Raw genomic sequence first — 15,475 nt, forward strand, 5'->3', positions numbered from 1 at the left:
AATCAATCAATCAATCAATCAATCAATCAATCAATCAATCAATCAATCAATCAATCAATCAATCAATCAATCAATCATTAAAACTAAAAATTATGGAAACCCAAAAAGAAGTAAACGTTTACAAAATCGTTAAATCATTTATCGTAGGATTTATAATCGGATTTGCGCTTTATAAATTTATCACTGTAATTGTATTCAATTAATTTAATCCTCAATCAAAAAACATCAATCATGAAAACCAATGCATTAAAAAAAATCGCTTTTCTATCTCTTGGAATTGTTTCTACAGGAAATTTATGCGCACAAAACAAACCTGAAAAAGCCCCCTCTGTTCCGGCTAAAGATACTTATTTTGGAATTACGGTGGAGGACAAATACAGAAACCTTGAGGATTTAAAAAATGAACAAACACTAAGTTGGTTAAAGGCTCAGGCAGATTACACAAACCATATTTTAAACTCAATTCCCGGAAAAAAAACGCTTATTGATGAGCTGACCTCCATAAATGACAGAGTTACCGAAGCGATCAGCGGATTGCAAATTATGGAAGACGGCACTTATTTTTATCAAAAAACAACTCCAAAAGATCAGGTGGCAAAACTTTATAAAAGAGCTGGTCTAAAAGGAAAGGAGACGTTAATCTTTGACCCACAAACGCTAAAAGGCGAAGCAAAAGACATCTTTACTATTAGTTCTTTTTCTCCGAATAAGAGCGGAAAACTAATTGCCGTAAATATTTCTAAAAATGGTGGTGAAATGAGTGAAATGCTTTTAATAAATGTAGCCGATAATAAAATTTTAGCCGATAAAATTGACAAGCTAAGATTTGGAAATGCCAATTGGTTAAACGATGACAAATCGTTTTTATATGCACAATCACCAACAGCCGATATTCATGATGCCAAAGCACAATTGAATATTGTAACAAAACTGCACGTTATAGGAAATGATATTACAAAGGATAAAGTAATTTTTTCGAAGGCCATGTATCCTGAATTAAAAATTGCAGAAGAAGAAATCCCTATTATGGGTTATGACGCAGACAGTAAGATCCTGTTTCTGATGCCTTATTCTGTAAATCCGAACATGAAAATGTTTATCGCCAAAGGTTCTGAGTTGAATAATGCCAAAATTAGCTGGAAGTTATTAACAGACAGAAAAGATGAAATTAAAAATTTCTCTTTCAGCGATAAAGACATTTATTTTTTCACGAGTTTGAATGCTCCAAAATTTAAAGTAACAAAAACCAGTATGGCTAATCCAAATTTAGCAACTGCAACACTAGTTATCCCTGAAGACAAAGAAGCCAATTTGAACCCTATTACAATTACCAAAGATGGGATTTTTTACACCAAAACAAAAAACGGAATCGAAAGTACCTTATTCTTCACTGATTTTGAAGGAAAAAAACACAGCGAAATTAAAACACCAAAAAAATCTGCTACTATTGTTTTAACTTCTCGAGGAAGTAAATATTCAGACTTATGGGTTCGAACAACAGGCTGGACAACCAAAGGAGAACGTTATAAATACGATGTAAAGAAAAACAATTTTATCAGAGAAGAACTCTCTACGATTACTGAATACCCGGAATTCGAAAATTTTGAAATTGAAGAATTAATGGTAAAATCGCATGATGGTGTCGAAGTTCCACTATCCATTATTTATAAAAAAGGAATTAAAAAAAATTCAAACAATCCTGTTTTGTTCTATGGTTACGGTGCCTACGGAATGTCTATGTCTCCTAGTTTCAATCCTAGTCTGCTTTTATGGGTAGAAAGAGGCGGAATACTTGCTGTTGCTCACGTAAGAGGTGGTGGAGAACTAGGAGAAAAATGGCATTTGGAAGGTCAAAAAAGCACAAAACCAAATACTTGGAAAGACGTAATTGCCTGCACGGAATACATGATTAAAGAAGGATATACAAATCCGACAAAAACGGCAATCTACAGTAGAAGCGCTGGTGGAATTTTTGTAGGAAGAGCCATCACTGAAAGACCCGATTTATATGCAGTAGCCATTCCGGGAGTAGGAAGCATGAATACTGTTAGAGGCGAAAATGCACCAAACGGTCCTGCAAATACACCTGAATTTGGAACCATGAAAATCGAAGATGAAGCCAAAGCCCTTATAGAAATGGATTCTTATTTACAACTAAAAGAAGGTGTTAACTATCCTGCAACCTTAACAACAGCAGGATTTAATGACCCTAGAATCATTGTTTGGTCTCCTGCTAAATTTGCCGCACGACTGCTTGAGGTAAACACGTCTAAAAAACCAACTTTGTTAAAAGTAGATTATGAAGCAGGTCATTTTGGCGGAGCTTCAAAAGCAAAATCATATGAAGAAGTTGCCGATGTTTTAAGCTTTGCACTATGGCAAGTGGGACATCCGGATTTTCAACCTAAAAATTAGTTATTTAAAATGTAACTTTGGCAATGCTGGCATTGCCAAAGTTTTTAAAACTTAAAATTATGATCAAAATAATTATAGCTTTGACTGTTGCAATAAGCCATTTGTTATTTAAAATTTTATCTTAATGAAATTAACCGTAAAAATCCTGGTGACTCTAGTCGTTATATTCTGCCTGCTCTTTATAGGCGCTTTTATCGCAGGAATGGTTTATGGATATCAAGTACCGCTGAAAGCAAAATAACTTATAAAAATGTTTCAAAAAAAGAATCACGTTTTCGTTTTAATTCAGATCATTATATGGACTATCTATTCCGGAATAATTTTTATTCCTCAAATTATTATTCCGGAATTTAATATATTGAGATACAAAAACTGGCAACTTTTATTAGACTACTTTTCTAGTGTTTGCGTGCTTACATTCCTTTCGATAGCTTTAAAACATGTTTATGACCGATACATAAAACTGGACGATTTTAAACTTTGGGAAATTATTAAAATGCTTTTTCTAATTTTCGCAGCTGCTCTCTTTTTCTTTGGGATACTAACGGCATATAATTATCTAATGATCAATTATGTTTATGAAAACCCTGAAGTTTTTGATCACCCTTCTCAATCTGCAAAAAGACAGGTTTTCTTTATTTTTCTGATGGCATTTCTTTTCTTTCTTTGGATAATTGTGTACACCATTTACAAAACAACCTCGCAAATCAAGAATAATAAAATGGATCGAATGGAAATTGAAAACACTTTAAAAGATTCTCAACTGAATGCTTTAAAGGGGCAAATCAATCCGCATTTTATGTTCAACAGCTTAAACAATATTCGCGGACTAATTCTGGAAAATCCTGAAAAATCGAGAGAAATGATCACTCGATTGTCCGAAATGCTTCGATATTCCCTGACCAAAAACGAGATTACAACAATTGCACTGGAAGAAGAAATTGAAATGGTAGAAAACTTCATTGAAATTTCAAAAATTCAAATGGAAGAACGCTTAAGTTTTACTTCTGAAATAGACCCAAATACTTTAAAGCTGCAAATCCCCCCCATGATCATTCAAATGCTGATCGAAAATGCGGTTAAACATGGAATTTCAAAATTAAAAGAAGGAGGTCAAATTGCATTAGAAACCAATCTGGAAAACAACAGTTTGACTATTGTCGTTTCAAACACAGGAATACTTACCATTGAAAAAGATTCCACACAATTAGGAATCAAAAATATCGAAAAAAGATTGCATTTAATTTATGGCGAGAAAGCTCGTTTTAAATTACAGGAAATAGAAAATAAAGTAATTGCAAAAATAATAATTCCAATACTTTAAGTATGAAAAAAATAAAAGCTGTTATTGTTGAAGATTCCCGTCTGGCCAGAAATGAGCTTAAAGAATTAATTAAAAATCATCCGGAAATTGAAATTATTGGAGAAGCAGAAAATGTAGATTCAGGCTTTAAACTGATACAGGAAACCCAACCGGATTTACTTTTTTTAGACATCAATATGCCTGAAAAAGATGGTTTTGAATTGTTGGAAATGCTCGATAAAGTTCCCATTACCATTTTCACAACGGCTTTTGACGAGTACGCTATTAAATCTTTCGAATACAATGCTTTAGATTACTTACTAAAACCTATAAATCCAAAAAGATTTGCTCATTCAATCGAAAAAGTAAGTCAAAATCTAATTGAAAAAGAAGAAAAAAGCAGTAAGAAACTGACGCCAAACAATCAGATTTTTATTCGCGATGGCGAGAAATGCTGGCTTGTAAAAATTGCCGATATCTTTCTGTTTGAAGTCGATGGCAATTACACCAAAATATTCTTTCAGGATGAAAAAGCTGTACTTAATAAATCATTAAACCATATTGAAGAGAAGCTTCCTGATGATTATTTCTTCCGGGCCAATCGAAACCAAATTATCAATATAGAATACATACTCAAAATAGACCCTTGGTTTAGTGGTAATCTGCTCGTACAGCTTCCAAAAGAAGTAAAAGTAGAAATATCACGAAGACAAACCAATAACTTTAAAGAGAAGTTAAGTATGTAAATACATTTAAAATTGTTCAAATAATTTCGACTTTGTCATCACTAAACTTTTACTTTCAACAAATAAATTATATTTTTGTTTAAAATACATTCTCATGTTAAAAGTAGGAGTTTTAGGTGCAGGTCATCTTGGTAAAATACATTTACGCTTATTACAACAATCTGACCAATACGAATTAGTTGGATTTTACGACGAAAATCAGGAAAATGCCGAAAGAATCTCAAAAGAGTTTGGCTATAAAAACTTCAACACAATTGCAAAATTAATTCACGCTGTGGATGTTATCGACATTGTGACACCAACTCTTTCACACTACAAATGTGCTAAGGTAGCCATCAAATCAGGAAAACATATCTTTATAGAAAAACCAATTGCCAATACTGTTGAAGAAGCCGAAGAAATCATTGCTTTGGCGGCAGAACATCGTGTAAAAGGTCAGGTAGGTCATGTTGAACGCTTTAACCCTGCGTTCATTGCTACTAAAAACATGATCGAAAATCCAATGTTTATAGAAACACACCGTCTCGCCGAGTTTAATCCGCGTGGCACAGACGTTCCTGTTGTTTTGGATTTAATGATTCATGATATAGATGCTATTTTGAGCGTTGTAAATTCAAAAGTAAAAAATATCAATGCAAGTGGTGTTTCTGTAATTAGCGAAACTCCGGATATTGCCAATGCCAGAATCGAATTTGAAAATGGATGTGTGGCTAATCTAACCGCAAGCAGAATTTCGATGAAAAACATGCGTAAAACAAGATTTTTTCAAAAGGATGCCTACATTTCTGTAGATTTTCTGGAGAAAAAATGTGAAGTGGTTCGAATGAAAGACGCTCCGGAAATTCCTGGTGATTTTGATATGATTTTACAAAATGCAGAAGGTGTAAAAAAGCAAATCTATTTTACAAATCCTGATGTGGAACAAAATAACGCAATTTTAGATGAGCTGGAATCATTTGCCAATGCGATAAAAACAGACACAACTCCGGTTGTAACTCTGGAACAGGCAACAGATGCATTACGAGTGGCCTATCAGATAATTGATTGTTTCGATAAATAATTTGGAAGTTTTAAAAATATAAATTAGCCACGAGTTCATCAATTAATTTGTGAACTCGTGGCTAAAATCATAAATATAATATCAAATTTAAATGAAAACTATAGCTGTAATTGGTGCAGGAACAATGGGTAACGGAATTGCTCATACATTTGCACAAAGTGGTTTTGTGGTAAAACTAATTGACGTTTCTGAAAAATCATTAGACAAAGGAATGGCAACTATTGCTGCCAACTTAGACCGAATGCTTTCTAAAGGAACCATCACTCAGGAAGAAGTTACCAAAACGATCACTAATATTATTACGTATACTGATATTAAAGACGGAGTTGTTGGTGTGGATTTAGTAGTTGAAGCTGCTACTGAAAATGTAGAGTTAAAACTTAATATTTTCAAACAATTAAACGAAGCTTGTTCTCACAACACCATTCTGGCAACGAATACTTCTTCGATATCTATTACTCAAATCGGAGCAGTTGTAGCACATCCTGAAAGAGTTATCGGAATGCACTTTATGAATCCGGTGCCGATTATGAAATTGGTCGAAATCATCCGCGGATACAACACCAGCGATGAAGTTACCAAAACCATTATGGACTTATCTGTAAAATTAGGTAAAGTTCCTGTTGAAGTAAACGATTACCCTGGTTTTGTGGCCAATCGAATTTTAATGCCTATGTTAAACGAAGCTATCGAAACCTTATACAACAAAGTTGCGGGAGTTTACGAAATTGACACGGTAATGAAATTAGGAATGGGACACCCAATGGGGCCTCTTCAATTAGCTGATTTTATTGGTCTTGATGTTTGTCTTGCTATTTTAAATGTAATGTACGACGGTTTTAAAAATCCAAAATACGCCCCTTGCCCACTATTGGTGAATATGGTGAGAGCCGGAAAGTTAGGAGTAAAATCAGGTGAAGGTTTTTATGATTATAGTGAAAGTAAAAAAGCAGAGAAGATCTCTAAACAATTTATACTTTCCTAAAAAAGAAATACCATGTCGATAGCATCGAATTTAAATACAATCAAGGCAGCCTTACCCGAAACTGTAACTTTAGTTGCCGTTTCTAAAACAAAACCGGTTCCCGATTTAATGCAGGCATATGATGCCGGTCAGCGCATTTTTGGAGAAAATAAAATCCAGGAAATGACTGAAAAATGGGAACAAATGCCAAAAGACATTCAATGGCACATGATTGGTCATGTACAGTCGAATAAAGTAAAATTTATGGCGCCTTTTGTAAGTTTGATTCATGGTGTTGACAGCTTAAAACTGTTGCAGGAAATCAATAAACAAGCATTGAAAAACCATCGAATTATTGATTGCCTGCTTCAAATACATATTGCCGAAGAAGAAACTAAATTTGGTTTAGACGAAAACGAATTAAATGAATTACTGTCTTCACCTAAATTCAAAGAAATGAAAAACATACGTATCTTAGGATTAATGGGAATGGCGACTTTTACAGAAGATCAAAACCAAATTAAAAAGGAATTTACACATTTAAAATCTATTTTTGATTCCATAAAAGAACTGAAAACTGAAAACTGCAATCTGACTACTGTCTCTATGGGAATGTCCGGAGATTATCAGCTTGCCATAGCATGCGGCAGTACAATGGTTCGCATTGGAAGCAGCATTTTTGGAGGAAGATAAGTCCTAATTGTTAATTGTCAATTGTAGATTATAAACTGATTACTAAAAACTGAGACTGAATACTAATTTGTACGCAATACTAGACATAGAAACCACTGGAGGCCAGTTTAATGAGGAAGGAATTACCGAAATCGCCATTTATAAATTTGATGGACATGAGGTAATTGACCAGTTCATTAGTCTTGTCAATCCTGAAATTCCGATTCAGCCCTTCGTGGTGAAATTAACCGGAATCAATAATGCTATGTTGCGCTCTGCTCCTAAGTTTTTTGAAGTTGCGAAACGAATTATAGAAATCACTACAGACTGTATTATTGTAGCACACAATGCTTCTTTTGATTACCGAATTTTACGTACAGAATTCCGACGTTTGGGCTACAATTTTGAAGCCAAAACTCTTTGTACAGTCGAACTTGCCAAAAAATTAATTCCAGATCAGCCTTCCTATAGTTTAGGAAAACTGGTGCGAGCACTTGGAATTCCAATGGCAGACAGACATCGTGCCAGCGGAGATGCAATGGCAACAACCAAGCTCTTTAAAATGCTTCTGGAAAAAGACCTGGAAAAAACCATTGTAAAAGATTTTATCAAACTGGAAGTAGAAAAAGGAATTGCCCCAAAATTTTTGGATATTCTGGCACAAATGCCTGCGAAAACCGGTGTTTATTACATTTATAATGAAGGTGGAACCCTAATCTACATTGGAAAAAGCCAAAACATCAAAAAAAGAGTCAATCAACATTTTACGGGAATTACCACCAAAAGCAAAAAAATACAGGCAGAAGTTTTCACCATCACGTATGATGAAACGGGAAGCGAATTAATTGCACTCTTAAAAGAAAGTGAAGAAATAAAAATAAATCGCCCTAAATATAATCGTTCACAACGAAAAACGATTTTTCAGTATGCTTTATATGCAGAGAAAGACACTAATGGTTATATCAATTTAAAACTTGAAAAAGCAGACGGTCGTAAAAAAGAAATTACCTCATTTGGTACTTTACAGGAAGGTAAAAATGCTCTGTTCCGATTTACGTCAAAATATCATTTATGTCAAAAGCTAACAGGACTTTATCAAACCAAAAAAGAGTGTTTTCAATATAAAATCAAAGAATGTGATGGTGCCTGTATTGAAGAAGTAACACCTGAAGTTTACAATGCCCGTGTACAACAATTTATCGCGGAAAACAGTTTCGAAAATAAAAGCATGATTTTGCTGGACAGAGGCCGAAATGTCAACGAAAGAAGCGCCATTTTAATTGAAAATGGTCTTTATAAAGGATATGCCTTTTACGATCTGAATTATCAGATTACAAACATCGAGATTCTAAAAAACATTTTAATTCCGATGCAGCATAATCGCGATGTGAAAAACATTATTCAAAGCTACCTCCGAAAGAGTAAATCAATAAAGGTTCTTCATTTTTAACACTGCAAAACTTTCCTTATCTTCGTGAGGATGAAAAAAATAAAATCAAAATACGAAATCTTCCGGGAAAAAGTCAAAATCATCCTCTACGGGACAGATACGTTTTTTGGGAAAATGTTTGATTTGGTTCTGCTTGGATTGATCTTACTAAGTGTTATTTTGATTATGATGGAAACCGTTCAGGGAATCAATCAAAAATACCATACTCAGCTTATTATCTGCGAATGGATTATCACCGTATTTTTCACCATTGAATATGTACTTCGAATAATTTCGATTCAAAAACCAATCCGATATATTTTTAGTTTTTACGGAATTATTGATTTAATGGCAGTTCTGCCAATGTATTTATCAATATTTTTCCCCGGAGCAAGTGTCCTTTCCATAATAAGAGCCTTACGTTTCTTTCGATTGTTTAAAATCCTGCATATTCCACAAATCTCCCATCAGTCCATTCAACTTCGGGAAGCCATCGAAGCCAGTAAAGAGAAAATCCTTGTTTTTATCTATTTCGTATTAATCAGCACCATCATAATCGGTTCGATTATGTATCTGGTCGAAGGTAAAGAATCCGGCTTTACAAGTATTCCAATAAGTATTTATTGGACCATTGTTACGCTAACCACTGTAGGCTATGGCGATATTTCTCCACAGACTCCTCTCGGTCAGTTCATAGCTGCCTTTGTCATGATTTTAGGTTACGGAATTATAGCTGTTCCTACCGGAATTGTAACCGCTGAATTTGCAAAAAGCAGTCTAAAAAACAGTGTTGTAAGCAGCAAAAAAACATGCAAAAATTGCAATGCACAGGTACATTTTGATCATGCGCAATATTGCTTTGAATGTGGAACGAAATTGCCTAACAGCTAATTCAACGAAAATTTCTCCACCTCATTTTTATTAAAAGTTAAACCCTGCAAGTCTAAGGTTTTACTACCATTAAGACTAAAAAAATATGAAATATCTAATTACCATCGTCGGACCAACAGCAATAGGCAAAACAGCTTTAAGCATTGCTCTGGCACAACATTTTAATTGTGAGATAATCTCCTGCGACAGTCGTCAGTTTTTTAAAGAAATGACAATTGGTACCGCGGTTCCTACTCCCGAAGAATTACAGTCAGCGACACATCATTTTATACAGAATAAATCTATTTTCGAAAATTATACTGTTGGTGACTACGAAAAAGAAGCGCTTTTAAAATTAGAGGAGTTATTCTCAACAAATGATTTCGCTATATTGATTGGCGGCTCAGGATTGTATGTTGATGCCATTTTAAAAGGATTCGATGAATTTCCGGAAATTGATCCTGAGATACGTTCTGACATAAACGCAAACTACGAAAAACTAGGAATCAATTATCTGCAGGAGCAATTACAAAAACTGGATCCTGATTATTATCAAAAACTCACTGTAGAAAACCCGCAAACACTCCAGAATCCACAAAGAATGATGCGTTTTACCGAGGTTTGTATTGGGACTCAGAAACCCTACTCTTCTTTCTTAAATCAGAAGAAAAACAATCGAAACTTTATTCCGATTTTAATAGGTTTAGAAGCCGACAGAGCTGTAATTTACAACCGTATCAATCAGCGTGTAGATCTGATGATGAATGGCGGTTTACTGGAAGAAGCCAAAGCTTTGCATCCCAACAAAACGTTAAATGCACTTCAAACAGTCGGGTATCGCGAATTATTTAGTTATTTTGACGGAGAATTCTCGTTGCCATTTGCCATCGAAGAAATCAAGAAAAATACCAGACGTTTCTCAAAAAGACAACTTACCTGGTTCAAACGAAACGAAGCTACCAAATGGTTTGATTACGCGACAGATAGAAAAGAAATTATAGATTATATTGAAAATTCATTCAAGTAAAAATCATTTTCTGTACTCTTTACTCTATTTTCTAAATCAATCAAAAATCAACAATCTAAAATCTAAAATTCAGCAATGCCAATATCTCCTAATTTTACTTCCATTCTAAGCAAAGACTGGGAAATCAATTTTACGCAATGTACACCCAATGGTTTTCTAAAGTACACTGACTTATGCAACATTCTGCAATTGACAGCTGCTGCACATTCTGAAATTGGAGGCATCAGCTTTACGGATATGCAGGAATTTGATCAGGCCTGGGTATTAAGCCGTATGCGGGTGGAAATTACTGCTTTGCCAAAATGGCGGGATATTGTTACGGTAACAACATGGATCAACAGTCTAGAAAATTCTCGTTCCGTTCGTGCTTTAGAGATACACGCAAACGGAAAAAAAATAGTAGGATGTGAAACGTACTGGGCTGTTTTTAATACAAAATTACGACGTCCGGAAGCTTTAGCCCTGCCTTACGAACATTTTGAATTGTATCCGGAAAAACGCGCTACTACAGAAGGGTTTTCAAAAATAAATATCACTCACGAAAAAGAAGCTATTTTTGAAAAAACAGTTTACCTCTCTGATCTGGACATCGTAAATCACGTCAATAATGTCAAGTATCTGGAATGGTGTCTCGATCACGTTGACCCAAAAAGAATCCTGAAACAGGAAGTAAAAAGTTTTGAAATGAACTTCATGAAAGAACTTTCGCTTCAGGATAATGTAATCATTCACGAGGGCGAAAACGATAATCAAACTATTTCAACATTCAGCATTACCAAAGGCGAGAAAACATCTTTTGCTTTAAAATTACACTGGAAATAAAAGAAAATTAACGAAAAGCTGTTTTTCATTGCCCAACCATTATCTGCTGTATTTAAAATTTGATTCCGTATCATGAAAATAAAAAACGATGCAGTATTGCATCGTTTTTTATTCAATCAGGTTACTTTGATTTTTTCTTCTTCTTTAACAAATCCATCTTACCTTCAATTCTTTTCTCTACTTCCTTAATGTTGCATTCAAAAGCAAATTGCAACGTACATAGTTTGGCTTTTTTAATTTCTTTTAATGCTAATCCAAACTGTTGCTGTGCTTCGTAAAGAATTGCTTTTTTGACAAAAATTTCAGATTTGTTTATTCCTTTTACTGTTAAAGCAAAATCAATTAATTTTTCTGCCTCTTCAAAATCTTCATTCAAAATTAAAGTTTGTACATAATGTGGATATATCTCAAGCGCATGAATGTTTATTGCTAAAGCTTCCTGAAAATACCATTTGGCTTCTTCGTAATTCCATAATTGTTCGGCCTGAATCCGCCCATACAAACAGAAAACCATCGTATTCTTAGCATCATATGAAAATGCATAATCTAAAGATTCAATCGTTTCTTCTAATGAATAAGGATAGCTGTCCAGCGCCTGAAAGAGATATTTATCTATTGTTTTCATTTTATGTGTCGCTATTTATTGTTTTTTTTGGTCACCTCTAATTCGCATATAATCATTGCTTTTTGCGACCAACTTTTTAATTATGCTCATTTCGTAAATCTGTTTTTAACTTCTGACGCGTTCCTTTATAACTCTTCTCTGTTTTATTCTTTTTAAAATCCGTTCCGGTAAAAACTCTGACAGGATTCCCCCGCTCAATGTTCAGTTGATTTTCCCATTGTTTCCCAACATGGTTTTTAAGTTGCTGTAAAGTTTCGTCTTCCAGTTTTTTTAATAATCGTTCTGTTGCCAGTTTTTTATTCTGATGCTGTGAACGGCTGTCCATCGCAACAACCGCAATTCCGGTTGGCACATGAGTTGCTCTGATTGCTGAACTCACCTTATTTACATGCTGTCCGCCAGCCCCGGAACTACGCATGGCCTGATACTGAATGTCACTTTCTAAAAATGATGTATTCTGTTGTGGTTCAATCTCAAAAATGCCAATAAACCAATTTTTACGTTTGTGCATTTTCCTAAACTGACTTTGACCAATCCATTGAATAGTTCCAGTCCAGGAAGCTGCAAATTGAGTGGCATTTTTACCTTTTACTGCAATTGTTGCCGTTTCAATTGTTCCATTCTCCTGGCCCACTTCTCGCTGAAGCAAAGTCGTTTCTAATTGCTCCTCCTGTGCTTCTTCCAGAACTTTTTTAAGTACCTGAGCCACTACCCAGGTACATTCTGCCGGTCCCCGACCCGCTGTTATCTGAATTATTTTTTCCATTTTTCTATTATCTTAAGAAGCTTTTCTCTGTTTTTAGCTTCCTTTACAAATTTTGGAAGTCTTGAAACCATAGTACTATTACCGCTTCCATTATTATTTCTTTCTCGTAATTCCGCTTCAATATATCTCCCTAAATAATCAATGTGCTGCTGGTTATAAGCCCAAAAAACAGCTGTTCCCACTTCTTTTTGAAACCAAAGCGGCAAATTGTAATAATACTCTTTAACTAAGCCGTCATCCCTTTTTGAATTCTTCAAAACCTTTTCCACTTTTGGTTTCCATTCTTCCTGAAAATTACAATGCGGACATCTTGTTTTATATACTTTCGGTTTGTCTTTTAAGGGTTGTGATTTAAATTCATATCTCTCATAACATTGATTACAATGTGCTTTGCCATAAGCAATGTATTGATAAACGGGGCTGTCAAGTTTCAGAAAGCAATCTTTACATTCAAAAACTTTAGTGGAGCAATGCCCACACTTACATCCTTCTGAAAGTTTACTCTTTACCTTAGCTTTAGCATCACATTTTGGACACCTTACTAAAATCTCGTTTATAAAACTTTCTAAAAACTTATTCTCATCCTGAAATCTTTTCATAATCTTTGTTTTTTATCGGTCCATTCTAACAATCTTTGGTGTGAAAGTTCCCAGAACTTCAACCAAATCACTTTGATTTGACATCACTTTGGTAATGTCCTTGTACGCCATAGGTGCTTCATCAATATTCCCTCCAATCAAGGTAACCTCATTCGCTTTTAATACCTTTTTAATTTCACTTTGTGTAAAAGTACTTTTACACTTTGCTCTTGAAAATAAACGTCCCGCACCGTGAGACGCAGAGTTTAAACTCTCAGCATTACCTTTACCCTTCACAATGTAACCGGGAGCAGTCATCGATCCGGGAATAATCCCCAATTGGCCTTCTGCGGCAGGTGTTGCCCCTTTTCTATGTACAATACATTCCTGACCGTTTACCATTTCTTTCCAGGCAAAATTGTGGTGATTTTCAATCGTAACCACTACCCTTTTCCCAATAGCTTTGGCAATTCGTCTGTGAATATCATCGTGACAGGCCTTTGCATATTCACCGGCTAAATTCATAGCAAGCCAATATTCCTGCCCATCATGCGTATTCAAATCTAACCAGGCCAAATGCTGCACATTTTTTGGTAACGGACATTGTTTTGTCGCCAAATAGGTATAATGCTTCGCAATATTTGCTCCTAATCCCCGAGATCCACTATGCGATAAAACGGCGAAATACTCCCCTTTGTCAAGCTTCCACTCGTTTTCAGGATTCTCAATTTTTGCAATTCCGAATTCGACAAAATGATTTCCTCCACCTGAACTACCCAATTGTTTATACGCCTTCGGTAAAAGATTTTTCAATAATGGAATGTCTTGAAATTCACTTTTGTAAAAAACATCATGATCTACTCTTGACGCATGAGTTTCATACATTCCAAATTTGGTATTGTCCCTCAAAATAGCTTCTAACTGATGTTCTTTACCTTTAAAATGAGAAGCTGGCAAGTCAAAAATCGAAAGACTCATTCGGCATCCGATATCCACTCCGACTCCATACGGAATTACAGCATTATCTGTTGCCAAAACTCCACCAATGGGCAATCCATAGCCCGAATGTGCGTCCGGCATTAAAGCACCCGCCACTGAAATTGGCAGTTTTAACGAATCATACAATTGATATTTCGCCTGTTCATCAATCTCATTTTCACCAAAAATTTTAAAGGGAGCTCTTGTTGTTTTTAACTGATGCATTCTTACCTGAACCGGCTTTATTAAACCTTCAGCCACTTTGCCCCAGGTACCATTTCCTTCGTACTTTTCGGGATTCAGCAGGACATCTTTTGCTTCGGTTAGAATAGATTCTTTTTTCTCTCTTTTTCTATATCTGTTGATTTGCCCTAAGGCAATGTTTATTGAATTGTTTTTTGGAAACCCCAATTTAATCAGGTCTTTTCCGGATAATTTATTTCCCATGATTTAGATCATTTCGTCTACATATTGCTGATACAATGCCTGTAGACTTTTATTTTTAATTGGACTTATCTCTTTTGGATTCTCTTTTTCGTAGTAACTCCATTTATGAAAAATGCCCTTTATTAATCTGTTTATTTTATATCTCAGATGATTGTTTACAATATAATTGTCTATAAACTGAATTTGACTTTCCAAATCAGAATCAACCATTTTGGCATGTGTTATCATATAAGGACTAACACGCAGTACATATCGCCAGGGCTCATTGAATACATAGTGAATTTTGTATCGTTTACAATTGCTGCACCAGCGTTCTCTTTTATAAAAATGTACTTTTTCTTTTTCGGTCAATTCGAGTTTTGAACTTTTCCATTCCCATTCTGAAAATTCTTTTACCGTTTGGATATTTTCAACATATACATGCTTTCTTTTTCTCTTTTTCTTTCTCTTAAAAGATTTTTCAGGAGAAAACTGCCATGTATTTATTTTTTCCAATAATTCTCTGTAAAATGAAGCTTCACTTGATCTGGCGACATCATCTCTTAATTTAAAATTACGCTGCCATCCTTTCTGATAAGGAACTTCTAAAGGAACCAATGGCAAATTTCTACGCTTTTTCCAAAGGTCAACTTCAAGTTTTCTTAACTCAATTAATTGTTTTTCAAAATCTTCTTTAATTAATCGTCTTTTCTTTCTTTTACTTTTAAAACGAGCACATAAAGCATACTCGTCTACCGTATAATTTTCCATAAAAAAATTATAGTGCATTAAAT

At 34.8% G+C, this 15,475-nt stretch carries 15 protein-coding genes and 1 pseudogene; 11 read left to right on the plus strand and 5 right to left on the minus strand.

Annotated elements, in window-relative coordinates; genetic code table 11:
• The 11 genes and pseudogenes from JO950_RS22265 to JO950_RS10005 form a co-directional block, all read left to right on the plus strand.
• Positions 1–203: pseudogene (locus JO950_RS22265) on the plus strand (hypothetical protein); the annotation flags it as partial.
• 28 nt (positions 204–231) lie between these two features.
• Positions 232–2,415 (plus strand): prolyl oligopeptidase family serine peptidase, encoded by a 2,184-nt coding sequence (locus JO950_RS09960; RefSeq protein WP_202702503.1) that lies wholly within the window; start codon positions 232–234, stop codon positions 2,413–2,415.
• A 250-nt stretch (positions 2,416–2,665) separates the two neighbouring features.
• Entirely contained in the window at positions 2,666–3,739 is a 1,074-nt protein-coding gene (locus tag JO950_RS09965) for a sensor histidine kinase (protein ID WP_202702504.1), read from the plus strand.
• 2 nt (positions 3,740–3,741) lie between these two features.
• Complete coding sequence (locus JO950_RS09970; RefSeq protein ID WP_202702505.1) at positions 3,742–4,464, plus strand: LytTR family DNA-binding domain-containing protein; 723 nt, start codon at positions 3,742–3,744, stop codon at positions 4,462–4,464.
• Positions 4,465–4,558: 94 nt separating this feature from the next.
• Positions 4,559–5,524: a Gfo/Idh/MocA family protein gene (locus JO950_RS09975; RefSeq protein ID WP_202702506.1), complete on the plus strand. Its 966-nt coding sequence runs from the start codon at positions 4,559–4,561 to the stop codon at positions 5,522–5,524.
• Between the two features lie 91 nt (positions 5,525–5,615).
• The gene (locus JO950_RS09980) at positions 5,616–6,509 is read left to right on the plus strand and encodes a 3-hydroxyacyl-CoA dehydrogenase family protein (protein WP_017497120.1); all 894 of its coding nucleotides are present in this window, start codon (positions 5,616–5,618) and stop codon (positions 6,507–6,509) included.
• A 12-nt stretch (positions 6,510–6,521) separates the two neighbouring features.
• Positions 6,522–7,181, plus strand: coding sequence for a YggS family pyridoxal phosphate-dependent enzyme (locus tag JO950_RS09985; protein WP_202702507.1), 660 nt, complete (start codon positions 6,522–6,524; stop codon positions 7,179–7,181).
• A gap of 67 nt (positions 7,182–7,248) precedes the next feature.
• Positions 7,249–8,610, plus strand: a complete 1,362-nt coding sequence (locus JO950_RS09990) for an exonuclease domain-containing protein (RefSeq protein WP_202702508.1) — start codon at positions 7,249–7,251, stop codon at positions 8,608–8,610.
• Positions 8,611–8,640: 30 nt separating this feature from the next.
• Positions 8,641–9,480 carry an ion transporter gene (locus JO950_RS09995; RefSeq protein WP_202702509.1) on the plus strand — a complete coding sequence of 280 codons (840 nt, stop codon included), beginning with the start codon at positions 8,641–8,643 and terminating at the stop codon, positions 9,478–9,480.
• 85 nt (positions 9,481–9,565) lie between these two features.
• Positions 9,566–10,486 (plus strand): tRNA (adenosine(37)-N6)-dimethylallyltransferase MiaA, encoded by a 921-nt coding sequence (gene miaA / locus JO950_RS10000; RefSeq protein ID WP_202702510.1) that lies wholly within the window; start codon positions 9,566–9,568, stop codon positions 10,484–10,486.
• A gap of 75 nt (positions 10,487–10,561) precedes the next feature.
• The gene (locus tag JO950_RS10005) at positions 10,562–11,308 is read left to right on the plus strand and encodes an acyl-[acyl-carrier-protein] thioesterase (protein WP_202702511.1); all 747 of its coding nucleotides are present in this window, start codon (positions 10,562–10,564) and stop codon (positions 11,306–11,308) included.
• 121 nt (positions 11,309–11,429) lie between these two features.
• Here JO950_RS10005 and JO950_RS10010 read toward each other — a convergent pair whose 3' ends face one another.
• From JO950_RS10010 to JO950_RS10030, 5 genes are all read right to left on the minus strand, one after another.
• Positions 11,430–11,933: a M48 family metallopeptidase gene (locus JO950_RS10010; protein WP_202702512.1), complete on the minus strand. Its 504-nt coding sequence runs from the start codon at positions 11,931–11,933 to the stop codon at positions 11,430–11,432.
• Between the two features lie 76 nt (positions 11,934–12,009).
• On the minus strand, positions 12,010–12,699 hold the full coding sequence (gene prfH / locus JO950_RS10015) for a peptide chain release factor H (protein WP_202702513.1): 690 nt from the start codon (positions 12,697–12,699) through the stop codon (positions 12,010–12,012).
• Complete coding sequence (locus JO950_RS10020; protein WP_202702514.1) at positions 12,687–13,298, minus strand: hypothetical protein; 612 nt, start codon at positions 13,296–13,298, stop codon at positions 12,687–12,689. Before JO950_RS10020 ends, prfH begins: the two co-directional genes overlap by 13 nt.
• A gap of 12 nt (positions 13,299–13,310) precedes the next feature.
• Positions 13,311–14,702 carry an RtcB family protein gene (locus JO950_RS10025; RefSeq protein ID WP_202702515.1) on the minus strand — a complete coding sequence of 464 codons (1,392 nt, stop codon included), beginning with the start codon at positions 14,700–14,702 and terminating at the stop codon, positions 13,311–13,313.
• A 3-nt stretch (positions 14,703–14,705) separates the two neighbouring features.
• Positions 14,706–15,475 (minus strand): hypothetical protein (locus JO950_RS10030; RefSeq protein ID WP_237732330.1); only part of this gene is annotated, 770 nt, incomplete at its 5' end.

It is taken from the genome of Flavobacterium sp. UGB4466 (assembly GCF_903469665.1).
Classification (GTDB): Bacteria; Bacteroidota; Bacteroidia; order Flavobacteriales; family Flavobacteriaceae; genus Flavobacterium; species Flavobacterium lipolyticum.